Genomic DNA, 18,113 nt, shown 5'->3' with positions numbered 1-18,113 from the left:
TTCTTTTTGGGAGTGAGCGATCAGCCCTTCACGGCCGAACGATAGGCGGTGATCGCCGCGATCATCCCGGCATGGGACAGCCCTTGCGGGAAATTCCCCAGCTGCGCGCCAGTTTCGGGGTCGTGTTCCTCGGACATCAGACCGAGATCGGTCGTGGCTTTCAGCATCCACTCGATCTGGGTCTTCGCATCGTCGAGCCGCCCCGCCCGCACGAGGTAATCCGCTGCCCAGAAGCCGCAGGCGTTGAAATACCCCTCGACGCCTGGCAGCCCGTCTTCCCGCAGGTCGTAGCGCCGCAGATGGACGCCCGTGCCAAGCCGCTCGCGGATCGCGGTGTAGGTCGCGGCCATCTTCGGGTCGTCGGCTGCGATCACCCCGATGCGCGGCATCAGCAGGACGCTCGCATCAAGCCAGTCCTCGCCAATCGCGCCGGTGAAGGCGCCGATTTCCTCATTCCACGCTTCTTCCCGGATCAGCGCCTTGATCGCGGCGCGCTCGGCTTTCCAAAGCTTTGTGTCGGCATCGATCACACCGCGTTCGACCAGCGCGATGACGGCATTCAGCGCGCCCCAGCACATCGCCTTGGAATAGGTATGATGGCGGCGCGGATCGGGCATTTCCCAGATGCCGTTGTCGGGCCGGGTCCATTGTGAGACCACGACATCCGCGAAATTCGCAAGCCGGATACCTTCGCCGGGATGCAGCTCGCCGCCCGCTTCGACATAGGCGCGCGCGGCCATGATCATCGACCCATAGGCGTCGAGTTGCAGCTGTGTCGCAGCGCCGTTGCCAAATTGCACCGGGGCCGAGCGGCGATAGCCCTCGACCGTCTGCAGTTTGTGGAGGGATACGTCACTGTCGCCCTGCACCGTGTAGAGCGTGCCCAGTTCTGGCGCCGTTTCGCGCGTGGCCGCCATCAGCCAGCGGAAGAACGCGTCGGCCTCGCCGGTCAGGCCCTGATCGAGAAAGGCATGCAGCACGAAATAGGCGTCGCGCAGCCAGCAATAGCGATAGTCGTAGTTGCGGATACCGCCGATCACCTCCGGCAGGCCCATCGTCGGCGCGGCGATCACGGCGCCGGTGGGGGCATGGACCAGCAGCTGCAGCGCCATCAGCGAGCGTTTGAGCGCCCCGGAGAACGGCCCATCGCCGAAATCCGTCTTGGACTGCCGTTTGCGCCATGCCTCGCGGGTCGCGGCGAGCGTCTTGTGGGCCGCGTCCATTCCCCCGACATGGCCGTGGCCGCCTTGGGTGATCGTGAGGGTGACGTAGCCTTCTTCTCCAGCGGCGAGCGTGCCGCGCCCGTTCAGCCGGCCCGAGCCTTCGATTTCCAACTCGATGGAGCTGTCGATCAGGACGATGTCGCCGTCTTGTGTGAATTGCCAGCTGCCCGGGCCGCGGCGGATGAAATTGGGGGTATTCAGCGCGTAATCGCAGCGTGGGGCGATGCAGATTTCCACTTCGGCGTCGCCCTCCTGCGCCTCGATCAGCCGCACGACGGAGCGCCCGAAACTCGCCGCTTCTTCGAGCGAGTCTGGCAGGTTCATGAAGTCGGTGACCTTGAGCTGGCCGGCTTCGGTCGGGTGGGTCGTGGTCAGGATCGGGCCGTAGTCTTCATAGGCGCGTTCGGGGGTGGTCGGGCGGTCCGCATCCGGCACCGGGCCAAGGTAGAACGTCCCGCCGCGAAACTGGTCGAGCAGCCGCCCGAAGACCGGATCGCCGTCGAAATCGGGGCCGCAGAGCCAATCGATCGCGCCGTCGCGGGCCACCAGCGCCGCCGTGCGCGTGTCCCCGATGACCGCGTAATCGCCGATGGGGAGATAGCCGCGCCGCCCTTCCAGAAAGCGCAGCGGCGGGCTGTCCGGATCGGGCGTGGTCTTCGCGGATCGGTCGGCGGAAGGGCGGGTGAGATCGGTCATGGAATGCATGTCCTTCGTCGCATCTCCGGGCGTCGCCCCCCGGAGACAATCACATCCCTCTCAGTGATCGAACGGACCCGCCGCGCCGCAGTTCCTTGAACAAACCGTGTGCGTTCGAGAGCCGCGCGTGGGGTAAACCCGGTCGCGGAGGCTGCGGCCTCCAGTCGTCCGCTAGGGCGCTTTGATCAGGACGGGCATCCGCGCGAAGCTCATGGAGATATGGCCGCGCCGCATATGGCCGAGTGCGTCGAGATCGCCGAGCCGCAAGGCGCGCAGGATGTCGCGCAGCTCGTCATTGTAGATCTCGATCTCCTGCATCAGGTCGATCTGCGAGGCGGTGACCTGCTGCAGCCAGATCCGGGCCGTGCGGAAATACAGCGCCTCCGACATTTCCCTCAGCGGCGCATTTGCAGTCAGGTCCAGCAGGCAGAGGAAGGTGTCGCGGTCCAGCTCGGCAAAAGCGCGGGCGGTGGGTGCATCGACAAGGGCGCGGCCGCGTTCCTGCAGCCTGACGAAAGACGCGATCAGCGCGGCGCTTGGCGGCACCGGGTCGAGCGTGGTCTGCAGCACCGTGAGTTCGCGCCGCAGCCGGAAGACCTGAGCCAGTTCGGTGTAATCGACATCGGTGACGAACGTGCCGACCCCGTGCACCGAGCGCAGCAACCCGTCATCCTCGAGCCGCGCCAGCACCCGACGCAGCGGTGTTCGCGAGATGCCGAATTCGGACGCCAGCGCGGTTTCCGACAGGCGCATGCCGGGCGGGTAGTCGAGCAGGCAGATGCGGCTACGGATTTCGGCATGGATGAGATCCAAGCGGTCGCGGCCACGCAGTCGTTCCGGTTCGGTTTGCCGAGGGATCAGGGGTATCTCGTTCATCGGGTTTTGTCGTCTCTTCGCGCGAAGGCCATGATCGGCGGCGGCGGCGCGCAGGTCAATCTGCTTCGCGGCGACGGCCCAAAAGGCATTCCGATTTCACATATTGCGCCTGTGGGGGCGGAGCAATCGGCCCGATATGGAGGTTGTTGCCCGCACAGGACCTGTACGGGGCCCGCACTGGGTCCGCACGGGCGCGCGAGATATGCGCGTTCCGTGTTCAACGCTGCGATATTGGGCAATATTGGTGCACAACATCTGCGCAGGGAACTTCACAAGCCCACGATATCTGTCTGGCAACCCTGTATAATCAATGTGATCTGCTTGACACTCCCCGGAATCTCATAGGTGTTGTGTACATCAAGCGCGGAAGGCTTTCGGCTTTCCGTTAACAAGAGCCAACAGGAGAGACGCATGAAATCGATTTGGAAATCTGTCGCCGCTGCCGGTATGGGCCTCGCGATGAGCGCCACCGCCGCACTGGCCGGACCCCTGATGGACCGTATCAACTCTGGCGAGCCGATCCGCATCGGCTTTGCGAACGAAGTTCCGTGGGCCTATCCGGGCGAAGACAACAAGCCGCTGGGCTTCGTGAACGCCTATGTTCTGGGTGTGCTCCACGAGATGGGCTATGACAACATCACCCCCGTCGTGACCGATTGGGGCGGGCTGATCCCGGGCCTCAACGCGAACCGCTTCGACATGGTCACGGGCGGTCTCTACATCCTCAACTCGCGCTGCCAGAACGTCGCGTTCTCGGAGCCGATGGCGAAGGTGGGCGATGCGTTCATCGTGCCGAAGGGCAACCCGAAGAACCTGAACAACTACGAGCAGATCGCCAAGGCTGGCGCGACCTTCGTGACGGGTGCGGGCTATAACCAGGTGGAATCCGCAGCCAAGGGCGGCATCCCGGATGGCGACGTGATGACCGTGCCGGGTCCGACCGAAATCCTCGCTGCCGTGAAAGCGGGCCGCGCGGATGCAGGTGGCGTGACCTATTTCACCGCGCAGAACCTTGCCAAGCAATCGGACGGTTCGGTTGAAGTGTCGGACGTGAGCCAGCTTCCCGAATGGACGCAGAACTGGGTCGGCATCGGCTTCCGCAAGGCGGATCAGGACTTCGTCGACAAGTTCAACGAAGCTCAGAAGAAGTATCTCGGTTCGGACGCGATGATGAAGGCTGTCGAGGAATACGGTTATTCCAAGGACAACCTGCCGGGCGACAAGACTTCGGCTGAAGTCTGCAAGATGCGCTAAGCGCAGCTGCTGAAGACATGGACGGGCCAGCGCATGGCCCGTCCATTTTGACATTCACCGCCGGGGCGGGACGGGAATGAGTTACATAGAATTTTTGAAAGAATACGGGCCGCGCTTCTGGGACGGCACGCTCGTGACGGCGGGGCAGTTCTTCCTGGCCTCCGCTCTGGCGATCGTCATCGCGCTTGTTGCCGGGCTTATGAAGCTTTCGCGCAACGGGCTGATCCGGGGCATCGCCGTCGTCTATATCGAAATTTTCCGCGGCACCTCGCTGCTGGTCCAGCTGTACTGGATCTTCTTCGTGCTGCCGCTGTTCGGGCTGACGCTGCCGAAATTCACCGCGGGCTTCGTCGCGGTGGGGATGAACCTCGGGGCCTACGGCGCCGAGCTGGTGCGCGGTGGCATCCAATCCGTGCCGAAAGGGCAGTGGGAGGCGGCCTATGCGCTGTCGATGAGCCCGATGAGGCGGATGTGGCGGATCATCCTGCCGCAGGCTTTCGTCAACATGCTGCCGCCTTGGGGCAACCTGCTGATCGAACTGCTGAAGAACACCGCGCTGGTTGCGCTGATCTCCGTGTCGGACCTGATGTTCGAAGCGAAGCAGATCAACGGCTCCACCTTCCTCTCGGCGCAGACCTTCGGCACCGCGCTGATCATCTACTACGTCTTCGCGCGCTTCATCGTGACGCCGTTCATGCGCTGGCTGGAGCTGGTCATGCGGCGCAAGCTGGGGAGGGCCTGATCCATGGGGTTCAACTGGAACTGGGAATTCACTTGGGAAATTCTGCCCAAGCTGATGCATGCGACGCTCAATACGCTGATGGCAGCGGGCTTCGGCTATGCCATCGCGGTGGTGCTGGGCATGGTCTTCGCGCTGGCCCAACGCACGCCCTACTGGGTGCTGACCAAGGTCGTGCGCGAATTCATCGAGTTCATCCGCTCGACGCCTCTGATCCTGCAGATCTTCTTCGTCTATTACGTCGGCCCGCAATTCGGTCTGAAGCTGGGGCCGTGGACGGCGGGCATGATCGCGATCGGGCTGCACTATTCGGCCTATCTGTCGGAGGTCTATCGCGGCGGTCTCGACGCGGTGCCGAAAGGCCAATGGGAGGCCTGCACCGCGCTCAACATGTCGACCCGCGATACCTATTGGCGCATCGTGATCCCGCAGGCCATTCCGCCCGCGCTGGCGGGGATGGGCAATTACCTCGTGGGGATCTTCAAGGATACGCCGATGCTCTCGGTGATCGGGGTGGCAGAACTGATGCACACCGCGAATGCGATCGGCTCGTCGAGCTATCGCTATCTCGAACCCTATACGCTGGTGGGGATCATCTTCCTCGCCATCTCGCTTCCCACCGCTGCCCTGATCCGCGTCTTCGAGGATCGCGTGCGGCGTAAACTCGGATTGAAATGATGGAAGACCTTTCGAACTATCCGCTCGAACTGACGGGCGACAATGTGCCGATGGTGCGGTTCCTGAAAGTCACCAAGCGCTATGGCGATCTGGTGGTGCTCGACCAGCTCGATCTCGACGTGGCCGAGGGGGAAATGGTCACGATCATCGGCCCCTCCGGCTCGGGCAAGACGACCGTGCTGCGGATGCTGATGACGCTCGAGACGATCAACGAGGGCGTGATCTACGTGGACGGCAAGCCGCTGACTCATATGGAGAAAAACGGCAAGCTGGTGCCCGCGGACCGCAAATATCTGCGCAAGGCCCGCAGCCAGATCGGCATGTGCTTCCAGCATTTCAACCTCTTCCCGCATATGACCGCGCTAGAGAATTGCATGGAAGGGCCGGTGCAGGTGCTGGGCATGAAGAAGGCCGAGGCGCGCGAACGGGCCGAAGAACTGCTGGAGCTCGTGGGCATGTCCGACAAGCGCGACCAGCATCCCTCGCGGCTTTCGGGCGGTCAGCAGCAGCGCGTCGCAATCGCGCGGGCGCTGGCGATGCGTCCCAAGGTGATGCTGTTCGACGAGGTGACCTCCGCGCTCGACCCGGAGGTGATCGGCGAGGTGACCAACGTGATCCGGTCGCTCGTGGAGAAGCACAATCTGACGATGCTGATGGTGACGCACCAGATGGGCTTCGCGAAGGACATCTCGGATCGGGTCTGCTTCTTCTTCGACGGCAAGATCGAGGAGCAGGGCGCCCCCGAGGATCTGTTCGGCAACCCGCAGAAAGAGCGCACGCAGCAATTCCTCTCGGCGGTGAAAGAAGCCGACTGACGCGCCTCACGATGTCGCGCAATGGCCTGTCTGAAAAGGTCATTGCGTGCGCGGACGTCTCGTTGCCTTATGGGCCTGCTTTCATCGCAGCGAGGGTCCGACATGCCGATCATCATAGACAATCCCTGGCGCGGTGATGGGCTCGACCCGGAAGGCATCCAGCCGATCGCGGATGCCTCGGGCGTGGCCCGCCTGCTCGCCCAATGTCCGGCCCATCGCGAGACCCCACTGCGCGCGGCGCCCGAGATTGCGGAGCGCGCCGGGGTCGGCGAGGTCTGGATCAAGGACGAGCGTGCGCGCATGGGGCTCGGCAGCTTCAAGGCGCTGGGCGCGGTCCATGCGATCGCCCGGGAGGCGGCGGCGAGGGCCGAAGGCGGCGACCTGCAAACGGCCCTCGCCGGAGAGACCTATGTCGCAGCCAGCGCGGGTAACCACGGCCTTTCGGTCGCGGCAGGCGCGCGGATATTCGGGGCCCGCGCGATCATCTATCTCGCCGAGACCGTGCCCGCAGCCTTCGCCGCGCGGTTGGAGGCACGCGGGGCCGAGGTCGTGCGGGCTGGCGCGGAGTATCAAGCGAGCATGGAGGCCGCCGAGACGGCCGCCGCCGAGAACGGCTGGACGCTTCTGTCGGACAGCTCGTGGGAGGGCTATGTCGACCTGCCACTGCGGGTGATGGAGGGCTACACTCAGCTTGCCGCGGAGGCCGTTGCGCAGATCGACGTGCCGCCGACACATATCCTGCTGCAGGCCGGGGTCGGCGGTCTCGCGGCCGCCGTCGCGGCCCATTCGCGGCTGGCTTGGGGCGACGGGCCTGAGATCATCGTGGTCGAACCCGATGCGGCGCCTGCGCTGATTGAGAGCATTCGCGCAGGGCATCTGGTGAGTACGGAAGGGCCGGTTTCCTCGATGGGACGGCTCGATTGCAAGACGCCCTCGATGGTGGCGCTGGCGAGTCTGTCGCGCGATGCGGATCGCTTCGCCACGATCACGGAAGCCGAGGCGCAGTCCGGCGTCGATATCCTCGCAGCGCACGGGCTGGCCACGACGCCTTCGGGTGGGGCCGGGCTGGCGGCTCTGCTTGCCGGGCTGTCGCTGGGCCCCGAGGCGCACGTGCTGGCTATCCTCAGCGAAGGCCCGGAAGATGGCTGAGCGCTCGCTCATCTTTCCGGCCGAGGAGTTTCGCACCCGCGTCAGCCGACTTCAGGCCGAGATGAGCGCACAGGGTCTGGATGTGCTGTTCCTGACCTCGGCTGCGGATATCTTCTACGTCACGGGCTTCCTGACCCGGTTCTGGGAAAGCCCCGCGCGCCCGTGGTTCGTGATTGTCCCGGCCAGTGGTGACCCGGTCGCGGTGATCCCCTCCATCGGGGCGGAATTGATGGGCCGCACATGGATGACGCAAGTTCGCACTTGGGAGGCACCCGATCCGACGGATGACGGGGTGAGCCTACTTGCCGAGACGCTCTGCGATCTGCTGCCCGAGAGCGCGCGGATCGGGGTGCCGATGGGGCTGGAGACGCAGCTGCGGATGCCGCTCGCGGATTATGCGCGGCTCGCGGAGCGTATCGCGCCGCGGCGCTTCATCGACGGCACCGCCGCGATTCAGCGGGTGCGCGAGATCAAGAGCGCAGCCGAGATTGAGAAGATCCGTAGGGCCTGCGCCATCGCGGGTCGCGCTTTCGCCCGCGTGCCCGAATTCGCGGGGCAGGGGCGTCCGCTCGACGGCATCTTCCGCGCCTTCCAATCGGCGCTTCTGGAGGAGGGGGCTGATTGGGTCAGCTACGTCGCCGGGGCGGCGGGGCCGTCGGGCTATGACGATGTGATCTCGCCTGCCGGGCCCGAGCCGCTGCAGGCGGGCGATGTGCTGATGCTGGATACCGGCGCGGTGCGCGACGGGCATTTCTGCGACTTCGATCGCAATTTCTCGGTCGGCCCGGTGTCCGATCCGGTGCGGCGCACCCATGCCGCGCTGTGGGAGGTGACCGAGGCGGCAATGGCGCAGCTACGGCCCGGGATGCGGGCGAATGATGCGCATCGTCTGCTGGTCGAAGGGCTGTCGGCGCGCGGTGTCGCGGCGGGTGGTGGGCGTCTGGGCCACGGGCTGGGGATCACGCTGACGGAATGGCCGTCCTTCACTCCGCGCGACGACACCGAACTGCGCGAGGGCATGGTGCTGACGCTCGAGCCCGGCGCGTGGGTCGAGACTGCGGATGGCCCGCGCCGCCTGTTGGTTCATGAGGAAAACATCGTCCTGCGCGCGACCGGGGCGGAGCTGTTGTCGCCGCGCGCCCCCGAAACCCTGCCGGAGCTGAGCTGATGGCCGATTTCCCCTATCGCCTTCGCGAAGACGCCACGCCCACGATGGGCCTGATCGTGCTGCGCGTGGACGAGACCATCGAGGACGAATTCCGCAGCTATATCCCACCGGACGACGCGCGGATGCATGTCACGCGCGTCCATTCGGGCGATGATCTGACCCCGTCGAGCATCGCCGAGATGGAGCGTGCGTTGAGCGGCGCGGCGGCGCTGCTGCCGCCTGCGGCGACGTTCGATGTGGTGGGCTATGGCTGCACCTCGGGCGCGGCGCTGATCGGGCCGGACGAGGTACGGGCGAATGTCATGGCGGGCGTCACGACGCGGCATGTGACCGATCCGCTGAGCGCCGCGCTGGCTGCGATTTCGGATCTCGGGCTGGAGCGCGTGGGCATCGTCTCGCCCTATGTCGCCTCGGTTGCGGAGCCTCTGCGGTCGGCCTTCGTCGCTGCAGGAATCACCGTTCCAGCGACCCTGTCTTTCGGTGAGGAGGTGGAGGCGCGGGTGGCGCGGATCGACCCGGCCTCGATTGCCGAGGCGGCACGAAACCTTGCAGGGCAGGCCAAACTGGACGGGATTTTCCTGTCCTGTACCAACCTGCGTACGCGGCGGATTTTGCCGGAGCTGAAAGCGGAGCTCGGGATGCCGGTGCTCAGCTCGAACCAGGCGCTGGCTTGGCATATGCGAAAGCTTGCGGGGCTGGGGGAGCCGAAGTGAAACAAGGCGCCCGTCGGGGCGCCTTGTAAGGTCGTTTCGAAAAATCAGCGGCGCGATCTGACGAATTCGACGATGCCATAGACCGCGAGGGCGGCGACGCCGACGATCAGCATCGGCTCGACACCGTGGGTATGGAAATGCGTGCCGGAATGCGCGAGGGCCGGGCTTGCTGCCATTGCGCCCAGAAGCGTTGCGAAGCTGGTCTTCATTGGTCGATCTCTTTCTTGCGTTGTGTCAGGAAGTCGCGGATGTCGAGGACGGATTTCTCGTCCATCGACACGTAGATCAGCGACATGTTGGTGCGTTCGCGGACCATCTCGCCCGGGAACGGAAGGTAGGACAGTTCGCGCGAGCCGAAGGAGGGCGAGGCGGTGCCCACCTGCCATTCGGTCTTCAGCTCCACATCCACGAGTTTCAGCGATTTCGGCCCCGTGGACGAAGGACGCTCGAAGGGAACGCCCGCGAGCTTGAGATAGCTCGTCTTGTCGGAGGCCTGCATGAAGCCGTCGATGAACTGGGTGGCCAGAACCTGCAGGTCCGCCGCCTCGTCCTCGTGATGCATGTGGCTGTGCAGATGCTCGCCATGGGCGTGGTTGTGACCATGCCCGTGATGCGCGTGGTCGTGCGAATGCCCGTGACTGTGCCCGTGATCGTGGTGGTGATGGTGCCCGTGGGGGGCGTGATCATGCGGCATGGCTCAGCCCACCTTATGCGGTTCGGAATTCGACCAGCGCTTGCCCTCGAATTCGCCATGGGGCAGCGAGACGGGTTTGTCGATATGCTTGCGATGCGCGCCGAGTTTACCATTGGCCACCAGTGAGCCCAGCACGTCCACGATCACCCGCGTGCCCATCAACGCGGTGATGTCGGACACGTCATAGGGCGGCGCGACCTCGACCAACTCCATCCCGCAGATGCCCTCGGCGGCGATACCCGAGGCCAGCGCCAGCGCCTCGCGCGGCAGGAAGCCGCCCGGTTCGGGCCAGCCGGTGCCGGGCACGAAGCCGCAGTCGATGGAGTCGATATCGAAGGACATGTAGACCATGTCGACCCCGTCCCACGCCATCTCCAGCGCCATCTCGATCGTCTTGTCGATGCCCATCTTCTCCATGTCGCCCATGGTGATGATGTTGGTCTCACGCTCGCGTGCGACCTTCACCGCCTCGCGCGGGACCTGCCAGCCGCCGATGCCGATCTGCACGAGGTTCTTTGCGGGCACGTTGGGCAGGTTGGTCGAGTGGAACCACGGCGTGGTGTGCATCCGCTCGTCGAGGTCTTTCTCCTGAATGTCGGCATGGCGGTCGAAATGGACGATGCCGATCTTCTTCGAGGTGCATTCGGCGATGCCGCGCACGCAGGGAAAGCCGATCGAGTGGTCGCCGCCGATCATGATCGGGAGCGAGCCCGAGGAGAAGACGTGGCTGACCGCGCGGCTGATCTGGTCGAAGCTCTTCTCGATATTCGCCGGGATGGTGAACACGTCGCCCGCATCGCAGAGCGTCATCTGCTCGCGCAGGTCGACGCCGATCTCGTAGTTGTAAGGCGTGTAGAGCGCGGAGATCTTGCGCACGCCCTGCGGCCCGAAGCGGGTGCCCGCGCGGTAAGTGGTGCCGCCGTCGAAGGGGATGCCCAGGACGGTAGCGTCGTAATGCGAGACCTCCAGCACGTCCTCGGCATAGGGCGCTTTCAGGAAGGTGTTGATGCCCGCGTAATGGGGCAGCTCGCCGCGTGCGAAGGTCGGGATCGACTTGTCCTCGATGCTGTCGGCCCCGGTCAGTCCCATGCGCAGCGCCCAGCGGCGTTCCTCGTCCCAGCGGCCCTCGGGGAGTTCCGCCTCTTTGCGCATCGCCTTCCAGCCGGCGAGCTTGGTCAGGTCCGGGTGGTGCTGGCGGCGCTCGCGCAGGGCATGCGCCGCGATGGCCGCTTGCGGGTGGTGCGGGCGCGATCGCCCGCCTGGCAGGTCATGGAACATCTCTGTCTCCAATCTATCGAAGCCCCGGATCGGGGCAGGCTGTCTGGACCTTGGCGGCGGCCCGCGCGCGGGGCCCAGCGGCGCGCGCGGTGAAACTTTGATCTCAGTCCGGCGCGGGTGCGGGTTCGCCTGCGGCGGCCAGAGACGGGATCTTGTCGAGGATGTGCTGATACGGAATGCCGTGATCGCGGGCGTCGAAATCATAGGTGATCGTCGCGCCGTAGCGTTCGGGATAATCCGGATCCCAGCGGGTCTTGTCGAACACGAGAACGCGGTCGCCCAGCTTGAAGCCCTCGCCCAGATCATGCGTGACCATGAAGACGGTCATGCTGGTTTCGGCGCGCAGCTGCGTCAGGAATTCGTGCATCGAGAGCCGCGTACCCGGATCGAGCGCGCCGAAGGGCTCGTCGAGCAGCAGGATGCGCGGGCGGGCATGCAGCGCCTGCCCGATGGCGAGGCGTTGCTGCATCCCGCCCGAGAGGGTCGAGGGGTAGTTCTTCGCCACATGGGCCAGCCCGATCCGCTCGAGAACCTCATCGGCGCGGGCCCGGGCCTCGCGCAGCTTCGCGCCACGAAACCAGCCGAAGCCTTTCGGGAAACTCTCGGCGGCGACGATGTTGTCGCGCACCGTCATATGCGGGAAGACCGAGTATTTCTGAAACACCACGCCGCGCTCGCGGCCCGGTTCGCGCGCAGGCGTGCCGCCATCGACGGTGATGCGGCCCCGCGTCGGGGTCTCGTCGGCCAGCAGAAGCCGCAGGAAGGTGGATTTGCCGCAGCCGGAGGCGCCGACGATCGAGACGAACTCGCCCTCGGCCACGTCGAGATTGACGCGTTCGATGATCGGGCGACCGTCGTATTCCTGGAAGACATCGCGGACGGTGACGAAGCTCATAGCCCACCTCCCAGCCACGGGAAGGCTTTGCGTGAGAGCGTCTTGAGCGCGAAGTCGATGAGGAAGGCGAGCAGCGTGATCCAGATGACGTAGGTCAGGATGATATCCATCGCGAGGTAACGCCGGACGAGGAAGATGCGGTAGCCAAGACCGACCTCGGCCGCGACGGCTTCTGCGGCAATGAGGAAGAGCCACGCGGCGCCAAGCGACAGGCGGATGGCCGCGATCAGGCGCGGCAGGATTTGCGGCAGCACCACGCGCAGCGCGATGACCCATGTGGAGGCGCCCAGCGTCTGCGCCTTCACGATCTCTTCGTGCGGAATGTCGAGCACCCGCTGCGAGAGGTCGCGGATCAGGAAGGGTGTGATGCCGATCACGATCAGCACGATTTTCGAGGTCTCGCCCAGTCCGAACACGATGAACAGGATCGGCAGCAGCGCCAGCGGCGGCACCATCGAGAGCACCGCGACGAAGCTCGACAATCCGCGCCGGACATAAGGCAGCAGCCCGATCCCGACGCCGACCGTCAGCGAGATCAGCGCCCCGATGCCGACACCGAAGGCCAGACGCCGCAGGCTCGCGAAAGTATCGGCCCAGAGGAGGATTTCGCCGGTGCGCTTGTTCGGCTCGGTGAACAGCCGCCCGGCGGTGTTCATGATGGTCTCGGGCGCGGGCAGCAGCTTGTCCTGCGGGTTCGCCGCAAGCCGGATTTCCGAGCCGATCCAATAGGCGATCAGCACCGCCACGAAGGGCAGCGCGGCCAGCAGGATGCCGGTGGGCCGGGTCGGATGTCGGTTGAGCAGACGCATGGGCGCTTTCGGCAATTGTCGGAAAAGGGCCCGGCCCGAAGGCCGGGCAAGTCAGATCAAAGCGCGCCGTCGGCCGCCATCTGCATGTAGGTGGTGTCGAAGCGCAGCTTCACGTTGGCTTCGTCGCCTGTCACCGAGCCGTCGGGATATTCGACGCCCACGAAATCGGCCGAGGGCGCATCCACGCCAAGGATGCCCTTGTCGAACAGGAAGTTCGCGACCGTCGTCATGGTCTCGGGCATCTCCGCACTCGAGGCCTGCTCGACCGCCTTGGCCGGATCGTAGAACATCGCCGTCGCGGCGAGCTGGGCCTTGTAGCCTTCGAGATCGGTGCCGGCAGCCTCGGCCATCGCGGTCAGGGCCTCTTCGTCGCCTGCGGCCATCTTCGACATGACCTCATACCAGGCGCCGACCACGGCCTTGCCGAAATCGGGATTGTCCTTGAGCGTCTCGGTATTCACCACCATCAGATCGAGGATTTCACCCGGGATCTGCGAGCTGTCGAAGAGCTTGTTCGCATCGGGGTTGGTGTCGAGAATTTCCGACACCAGCGGGTTCCACGTCACGACAGTCTCGACCTCGGGGGTCGCGAAGGCGGCGATCATGTCGGCGTCGGAGGTGTTCACGACACCGGCCAGATCCTTCTCGGCCAGCCCGGCTTTGTCGAGCGCGCGTGCCAGCAGGTAATGCGAGACCGACAGCTCGACGAGATTCACCTTCGTGTCCTTCAGCTCCTCGATCGAGGTCGCTTTCTTCGAGATGATCGCGTCATTGCCGTCGGAATAGTCGCCGACGATCAGCGCGGTCGTATCGACACCGCCGCCCGACGGGATCGAGAGTGTGTCCATGTTGGTCGCTGAGACGCCATCGAAGCCGCCTGCGGTGTATTGGTTGATCGATTCCACGTAGTCGTTGATCTGAACGATATCGACGGTGATGCCGTATTTCTCGGCCCATTTGTCCATGATCCCCGAGCTCTCCAGATAGCCCCAGGGCATCCAGCCGGCATAGATCGACCATGCGAGTTTGAAATCGGTTTTCTGCTCGGCCATCGCGGGCGAGAGAGAGGCGGCGAGAACGCCCAAGCTGAGGGCCGTGGCGGACAGGAATTTCGTTCTGGTCATGGTCTTCCCCGTTGGCATGCGTCCCGCCGTCATATGGCGTAGAGGCCGACCCGCTGGCGGAACAAGAGATGAGGCGCGGGTCAGACCTGCGCAGTAATCTCCCGGGATTTTGGCCCGCCGTGTGCCCGCACGGAATTTGCCGCGTGGGTGGCACTTCTCGGACCAGACCTGCCTTGTCGGCAACGGAACCCTAAGCGCCCTGCAGGTTCATTCGGGCATGACCTTGGTGCGTTTCCAAAGGTGGAGAGGGGGAAAATGCCGTCTCGATTGCGGCTCGCATGGCATTTGGGCGCAAAAAACTCTCAAGTGATGGTTTTTTGGGCGTCGCCCCAAGCCACTTTGATCGGTTGGTGTGCTTTTTGCGCGGCTTCGTGATTCCTCGCGAGGTGGGAGGGGCGGGGCGTGAGGCGCACCTCACCCTCCCGAACGCGCTTCCACCGGCGAGCCGTCTTCCAGCGTCTCGACCGGATAGAGCACGACCTTGTCGCCCTCGCTCAGACCGTCCTGAAGCTCGGCATAGGTGCCGTTATCGGTCCCGATTTTCACGTTCACTTCCCGCGCGCGCCCGTCCTCGACCTTGAAGACGGCCCAGCCGGTGCCGCGCCGGAACAGCGCGCTCGACGGGACGCGCAGCGCGTCGGGGTTCTGCCAGACCACGATCCGGGCGGTCACCTGAAAGCCGTGGCCCAGACCGGCCCGCTGTGCGGCGTCGCCGGTAAAGGCGATGACCACGCCGACGCGTTGCTCCTCGACGCCCAAGGCGGAGACCTTCGTCGTGCCCGATGGATCGATGCGGACCACCTTGCCCTCCAGCACGTCCGGCCCGCCCCAATCGGTGATCTCCACCGGATCGCCGAGGCGCACGCGCACCGCATCGCGTGAAAGAAGATCGGCGACGACTTCGAGTCCCTCCGAGATGTCGCCGATCTCCATGATCGGGGAGCCCGCAGAGAGCACGGTCTCGTTTTCCTGCAGGATTTGCAGCACCGTTCCGGTCGCGGGCGCATAAAGCGGGATCGGCTCGACCCCGTCGCTGTTGTTCGCGGCAGCGTCGTTCTGCAGCACGGATTTCGCCGAAGCCAGCGCCGCCTCGCGCATCGCGATGGCAGCTTTCGCGGCGGCTTCCTGCGCGGCGGCGTAATCGGCATTGATCTGATCGCGGTCCAGCTTGGACTGGCTGATCGTGCCGGAAAGCGCGAGCCGCTGCGACCGCGCGAGATCGCTATCGGCCTGTTCGCGCATCGCGACGGCGGCGCGGTAATCGCCCTCGGCGGCACTCAGCGCGGCTTGGGCCTCGGCCAGCGCGGCCTCTGCCTGCGCCCGGCTGCGCGCATCCAGAACGGCGGGCAGGGCGGGGCGCATCCGGGCGACGACCGTCTCATTCGCGACGACATGATCGCCGACATGGATATCGAGCCGCTGCAGCCTGCCGCTGACCGGGGTCGAGACCGTATAGCTTTCGCTCACGCGGGTCCGGCCATCATCCTCGATCACGAGCTTCATCGGGCCGCGCGTGACCTCGCCCATATCGACGGTCTGCGGCTGCGGCCAAAGCAGCGCGGCGATTGCGCCCGCCGCGATCAGGCCGATCAGTATTAGAATGAGCCATCTGGTCCGGGGTTTTGGTGTCACGGGTCAGTCCCTCGCCTTGAGCGCCGAAATCATGTTCAACCGATCCAGCGCGCGGCGCAACATCAGGATCGAGGCCAGCGTCGCCGAAACCACGACCAGCACCGCCGTCGCGATGCTGGGCAGATCGAAGCTGACGCTGACCCGGTAGAGTTCATTGGAGAAAACGCGTGCGATCAACTTGGCAAGTGTCCAGCCGAACCAGATGCCGACCGGGAGCGCGCAGGCGACCAGCAGGGTGATCTCCCCGGCCAGGATCAGCGTCACCTCTCCGCGGGTGAAGCCAAGGACGCGCAGGCTCGCCAATTCATGCGCGCGTTCGGCAAAGGCGTTGCGCGCGGCGTTGTAGACGATGCCGAAGCTCAGCACGAAGGCGATCGCGCCGAAAACGAAGCGCATCTGGCCCGCGCCCTCGTCGGCGATTTCCCGGAAAGCTGCCAGGCTATCGGATTTGATCGAGACGCCCGCGACTTTGGGGCGCTCGCGCAGCTCGTGCAGAAGCTCCGGCGACGGGGCGCCCTCGGTGCGGATCGAGACCGAGGTGATCCGGTCCGCCTCGCCCACGGCCCGGGTCAGCGAGTCGAGGCGCATATAGGCTGGAGCGCCCAGCAGGGTGTCGGAGATCGCGGCGACCGGCAGCGAGAGGGTCCGCTTGCGGCCCTCGGTGACTTCGGCGGTGAGGTTTTCGCCCGGCTGAAGTTTCAGCACATCCGCGAGCCCCCGCGAGATCACGACGCCCTGCGCGGGCAAGGCGATCGGCTCCAGATCGGGGCGCAGCGCGCGGTTGAGCTGCGCATCCTCGGACAGGCCGGTGAGTTCGCCGCGATGGGTGATGACGCCGTTGCGGAACAGGACCGGCACGTAGCGCGTCGGCTCGGCCTCCAGCACGCCGGGCAGGTGCGCAATCTCATGCGTCACATCGCGCGAGACCGGGTGGATGAAGCTCACCGTCGCGTCGGAGCGGTCGGCAAAGCCGAAGGTGACATCCATCGTGTGATCGAAGCCCGAATAGATCATCAGCATCGCCATGTTCAGCGCGAGGCCCGCGGCCACGCCCGCGACGGTGCCGAGGCTGCGTACAGGTTGCCGCGTGATCTGGCGCAGGATCATCCGTCCCGGCTGGTCGAAGACCCTCGTGACGATCGCGAGGAAGCCGACGCGGCCATGGGTGAAATCGGGCGGGTTAGGCGGGCGCATCGCCTCGGCGGGCGTCAGGCGGAACACCGTGCGCAGCGCAATCGCCGCACCGAGCGCGGCGGCGATCAGCGAGAAGGCGAGGCCCCCGGCGAAGGGGCCGGGATGCATCGAGAAGACGAGATAGGGGAATTTGTAGAATTCCATGTAGAGCCCGGTGATCGACCGTCCCAGCATCACGCCCAGGGCCGATCCGAGCAGCGCGCCGGCGAAGGCGATCATCAGCGCCATTTCTAGGTAATGCCCCGCGATCTCCGCCCCGCTATGGCCGAAGGCTTTCATCAACCCGATCTCGCGCCGCTCGGCCTGCACGATCCGGGTGATCGTGACGTTGAGCAGGAAGGCCGCAACGGCGAGGAAGATCGGCGGCAGAAACACCCGCGACTGGCGCAGGCCCTTGAGTTCTTCCTCGATGAAGCGCGCCGAGGTCTGCTGGTCCTGCACATAGCCTGCGCCGCCGCCATAGGGCGCCATCAGCCGGTCGAGATCGGCGAGCACCGCCTTGCGGGGACGTTCGCGCGTGGTGAGCGCGAGCACCTCGTTGAACGCGCCGTCGAGATCGAGCACGGCGGCAGCGGCCTTGCGCTCCATCCAGATCACGGCGAAGCGGCCATCGGTCGGGAAGAATTCGCCCGGCGCGGGCATGAACAGGAACTCCGGTGCGCGGGCGAAACCGACGACCTGCAGTTTTTGGTGGCGGCCCTCGACGGTGACGCCGAGCGTATCTCCAAGCGCGATCCCGCGTGCGGCTGCGAACGTGTCGAGCAGCACGACCTCGTCGCTGCGCCCGGCGATGGGCTTGCGTCCCGCCGTCATCAGGATGCCATTGAGCCCCGCCGCACCGGGCAGCGACAGGATGCGCGCCTGCACCGGCTCGCCGCCGTCTGCATCGATCCGGCCGAAGCCGCTGATACGGCCTTCGGCGGCCAGCACGCCGGGAATGGCGTTGACCTGTTCCATCATCGAGCTGGGCGCGCGGGTGAGCGGCTCGAAGACCTGCGCCAGCCGGTGCCGCTCGAAATAGGCGTCGCGGGTGACGGTGAGCGTATCGGTCAGCCCCGCCATCATCACCTGCACCATCACGCCCAGAGCCACGACCGCCGAGATCGCGAGCGCCTGCGCCCGGATTCGCCAGAGGTCGCGGAAGAGCTTGCGATGGAGAACGGTCAGGGCCATCGG

Annotated in this window: 17 protein-coding genes and 1 riboswitch; of the genes, 7 read left to right on the top strand and 10 right to left on the bottom strand. The window is 65.3% G+C overall.

The features are described from left to right. Positions 1-20: 20 nt before the first annotated feature. Positions 21-1,919, bottom strand: coding sequence for a glycoside hydrolase family 15 protein (locus AKL02_RS19790; protein WP_165757035.1), 1,899 nt, complete (start codon positions 1,917-1,919; stop codon positions 21-23). 171 nt (positions 1,920-2,090) lie between these two features. Further along, entirely contained in the window at positions 2,091-2,795 is a 705-nt protein-coding gene (locus AKL02_RS19785) for a GntR family transcriptional regulator (RefSeq protein ID WP_083079356.1), read from the bottom strand. A 411-nt stretch (positions 2,796-3,206) separates the two neighbouring features. On the opposite strand from AKL02_RS19785, the gene ehuB reads away from it, so the two are divergent. The 7 genes from ehuB (at position 3,207) to AKL02_RS19750 (ending at position 9,311) form a co-directional block, all read left to right on the top strand. Further along, complete coding sequence (gene ehuB, locus AKL02_RS19780; RefSeq protein WP_083079353.1) at positions 3,207-4,049, top strand: ectoine/hydroxyectoine ABC transporter substrate-binding protein EhuB; 843 nt, start codon at positions 3,207-3,209, stop codon at positions 4,047-4,049. A gap of 76 nt (positions 4,050-4,125) precedes the next feature. Then, positions 4,126-4,791, top strand: coding sequence for an ectoine/hydroxyectoine ABC transporter permease subunit EhuC (gene ehuC / locus AKL02_RS19775; protein WP_078551092.1), 666 nt, complete (start codon positions 4,126-4,128; stop codon positions 4,789-4,791). Positions 4,792-4,794: 3 nt separating this feature from the next. Then, positions 4,795-5,466 carry an ectoine/hydroxyectoine ABC transporter permease subunit EhuD gene (gene ehuD, locus AKL02_RS19770; protein WP_078541419.1) on the top strand — a complete coding sequence of 224 codons (672 nt, stop codon included), beginning with the start codon at positions 4,795-4,797 and terminating at the stop codon, positions 5,464-5,466. Continuing rightward, positions 5,466-6,281 (top strand): ectoine/hydroxyectoine ABC transporter ATP-binding protein EhuA, encoded by an 816-nt coding sequence (ehuA, locus tag AKL02_RS19765; RefSeq protein ID WP_078522757.1) that lies wholly within the window; start codon positions 5,466-5,468, stop codon positions 6,279-6,281. The genes ehuD and ehuA overlap by 1 nt, the downstream gene beginning before the upstream one ends. Before the next feature lie 102 nt (positions 6,282-6,383). Next, on the top strand, positions 6,384-7,430 hold the full coding sequence (locus AKL02_RS19760; RefSeq protein WP_083079350.1) for a pyridoxal-phosphate dependent enzyme: 1,047 nt from the start codon (positions 6,384-6,386) through the stop codon (positions 7,428-7,430). Next, on the top strand, positions 7,423-8,598 hold the full coding sequence (locus AKL02_RS19755) for a M24 family metallopeptidase (RefSeq protein WP_083079347.1): 1,176 nt from the start codon (positions 7,423-7,425) through the stop codon (positions 8,596-8,598). The genes AKL02_RS19760 and AKL02_RS19755 overlap by 8 nt, the downstream gene beginning before the upstream one ends. Continuing rightward, complete coding sequence (locus AKL02_RS19750) at positions 8,598-9,311, top strand: maleate cis-trans isomerase family protein (protein WP_083079344.1); 714 nt, start codon at positions 8,598-8,600, stop codon at positions 9,309-9,311. Before AKL02_RS19755 ends, AKL02_RS19750 begins: the two co-directional genes overlap by 1 nt. 44 nt (positions 9,312-9,355) lie before the next feature. Here AKL02_RS19750 and AKL02_RS19745 read toward each other — a convergent pair whose 3' ends face one another. The 8 genes from AKL02_RS19745 to AKL02_RS19710 form a co-directional block, all read right to left on the bottom strand. Continuing rightward, positions 9,356-9,520, bottom strand: a complete 165-nt coding sequence (locus AKL02_RS19745) for a peptidase M23 (RefSeq protein ID WP_108722435.1) — start codon at positions 9,518-9,520, stop codon at positions 9,356-9,358. Continuing rightward, positions 9,517-10,005 (bottom strand): hypothetical protein, encoded by a 489-nt coding sequence (locus AKL02_RS19740; protein ID WP_078551097.1) that lies wholly within the window; start codon positions 10,003-10,005, stop codon positions 9,517-9,519. The genes AKL02_RS19745 and AKL02_RS19740 overlap by 4 nt, the downstream gene beginning before the upstream one ends. A 3-nt stretch (positions 10,006-10,008) precedes the next feature. Beyond that, positions 10,009-11,283 carry an agmatinase family protein gene (locus tag AKL02_RS19735; RefSeq protein WP_146673635.1) on the bottom strand — a complete coding sequence of 425 codons (1,275 nt, stop codon included), beginning with the start codon at positions 11,281-11,283 and terminating at the stop codon, positions 10,009-10,011. A 103-nt stretch (positions 11,284-11,386) separates the two neighbouring features. Continuing rightward, a complete protein-coding gene (locus AKL02_RS19730) occupies positions 11,387-12,178 on the bottom strand; it encodes an ABC transporter ATP-binding protein (RefSeq protein WP_083079341.1) in 792 nt (263 codons plus the stop codon). After that, positions 12,175-12,987, bottom strand: coding sequence for an ABC transporter permease (locus AKL02_RS19725; RefSeq protein ID WP_078522763.1), 813 nt, complete (start codon positions 12,985-12,987; stop codon positions 12,175-12,177). The genes AKL02_RS19730 and AKL02_RS19725 overlap by 4 nt, the downstream gene beginning before the upstream one ends. A gap of 56 nt (positions 12,988-13,043) precedes the next feature. After that, positions 13,044-14,111 carry a putative urea ABC transporter substrate-binding protein gene (locus AKL02_RS19720; protein WP_083079338.1) on the bottom strand — a complete coding sequence of 356 codons (1,068 nt, stop codon included), beginning with the start codon at positions 14,109-14,111 and terminating at the stop codon, positions 13,044-13,046. A 96-nt stretch (positions 14,112-14,207) separates the two neighbouring features. Further along, positions 14,208-14,316, bottom strand: a riboswitch (guanidine-I (ykkC/yxkD leader). Between the two features lie 209 nt (positions 14,317-14,525). Then, the gene (locus AKL02_RS19715; RefSeq protein WP_083079335.1) at positions 14,526-15,743 is read right to left on the bottom strand and encodes an efflux RND transporter periplasmic adaptor subunit; all 1,218 of its coding nucleotides are present in this window, start codon (positions 15,741-15,743) and stop codon (positions 14,526-14,528) included. 3 nt (positions 15,744-15,746) lie between these two features. After that, positions 15,747-18,110, bottom strand: coding sequence for an ABC transporter permease (locus AKL02_RS19710; RefSeq protein ID WP_165757034.1), 2,364 nt, complete (start codon positions 18,108-18,110; stop codon positions 15,747-15,749). Positions 18,111-18,113 lie beyond the last annotated feature (3 nt).

Origin of the sequence: Thioclava electrotropha, assembly GCF_002085925.2 — a bacterium.
In the GTDB taxonomy this organism is placed as follows: domain Bacteria; phylum Pseudomonadota; class Alphaproteobacteria; order Rhodobacterales; family Rhodobacteraceae; genus Thioclava; species Thioclava electrotropha.
Note: the sequence above shows the minus strand (reverse complement) of the source record. Positions and strands in the feature narration are given on the sequence as shown.

Coding starts and splice junctions, on each gene's coding strand:
- AKL02_RS19790 (WP_165757035.1), bottom strand. CDS start 1,919: ATGACCGATCTCACCCGCCCTTCCGCCGACCGATCCGCGAAGACCACG.
- AKL02_RS19785 (WP_083079356.1), bottom strand. CDS start 2,795: ATGAACGAGATACCCCTGATCCCTCGGCAAACCGAACCGGAACGACTG.
- ehuB (WP_083079353.1), top strand. CDS start 3,207: ATGAAATCGATTTGGAAATCTGTCGCCGCTGCCGGTATGGGCCTCGCG.
- ehuC (WP_078551092.1), top strand. CDS start 4,126: ATGAGTTACATAGAATTTTTGAAAGAATACGGGCCGCGCTTCTGGGAC.
- ehuD (WP_078541419.1), top strand. CDS start 4,795: ATGGGGTTCAACTGGAACTGGGAATTCACTTGGGAAATTCTGCCCAAG.
- ehuA (WP_078522757.1), top strand. CDS start 5,466: ATGGAAGACCTTTCGAACTATCCGCTCGAACTGACGGGCGACAATGTG.
- AKL02_RS19760 (WP_083079350.1), top strand. CDS start 6,384: ATGCCGATCATCATAGACAATCCCTGGCGCGGTGATGGGCTCGACCCG.
- AKL02_RS19755 (WP_083079347.1), top strand. CDS start 7,423: ATGGCTGAGCGCTCGCTCATCTTTCCGGCCGAGGAGTTTCGCACCCGC.
- AKL02_RS19750 (WP_083079344.1), top strand. CDS start 8,598: ATGGCCGATTTCCCCTATCGCCTTCGCGAAGACGCCACGCCCACGATG.
- AKL02_RS19745 (WP_108722435.1), bottom strand. CDS start 9,520: ATGAAGACCAGCTTCGCAACGCTTCTGGGCGCAATGGCAGCAAGCCCG.
- AKL02_RS19740 (WP_078551097.1), bottom strand. CDS start 10,005: ATGCCGCATGATCACGCCCCCCACGGGCACCATCACCACCACGATCAC.
- AKL02_RS19735 (WP_146673635.1), bottom strand. CDS start 11,283: ATGTTCCATGACCTGCCAGGCGGGCGATCGCGCCCGCACCACCCGCAA.
- AKL02_RS19730 (WP_083079341.1), bottom strand. CDS start 12,178: ATGAGCTTCGTCACCGTCCGCGATGTCTTCCAGGAATACGACGGTCGC.
- AKL02_RS19725 (WP_078522763.1), bottom strand. CDS start 12,987: ATGCGTCTGCTCAACCGACATCCGACCCGGCCCACCGGCATCCTGCTG.
- AKL02_RS19720 (WP_083079338.1), bottom strand. CDS start 14,111: ATGACCAGAACGAAATTCCTGTCCGCCACGGCCCTCAGCTTGGGCGTT.
- AKL02_RS19710 (WP_165757034.1), bottom strand. CDS start 18,110: ATGGCCCTGACCGTTCTCCATCGCAAGCTCTTCCGCGACCTCTGGCGA.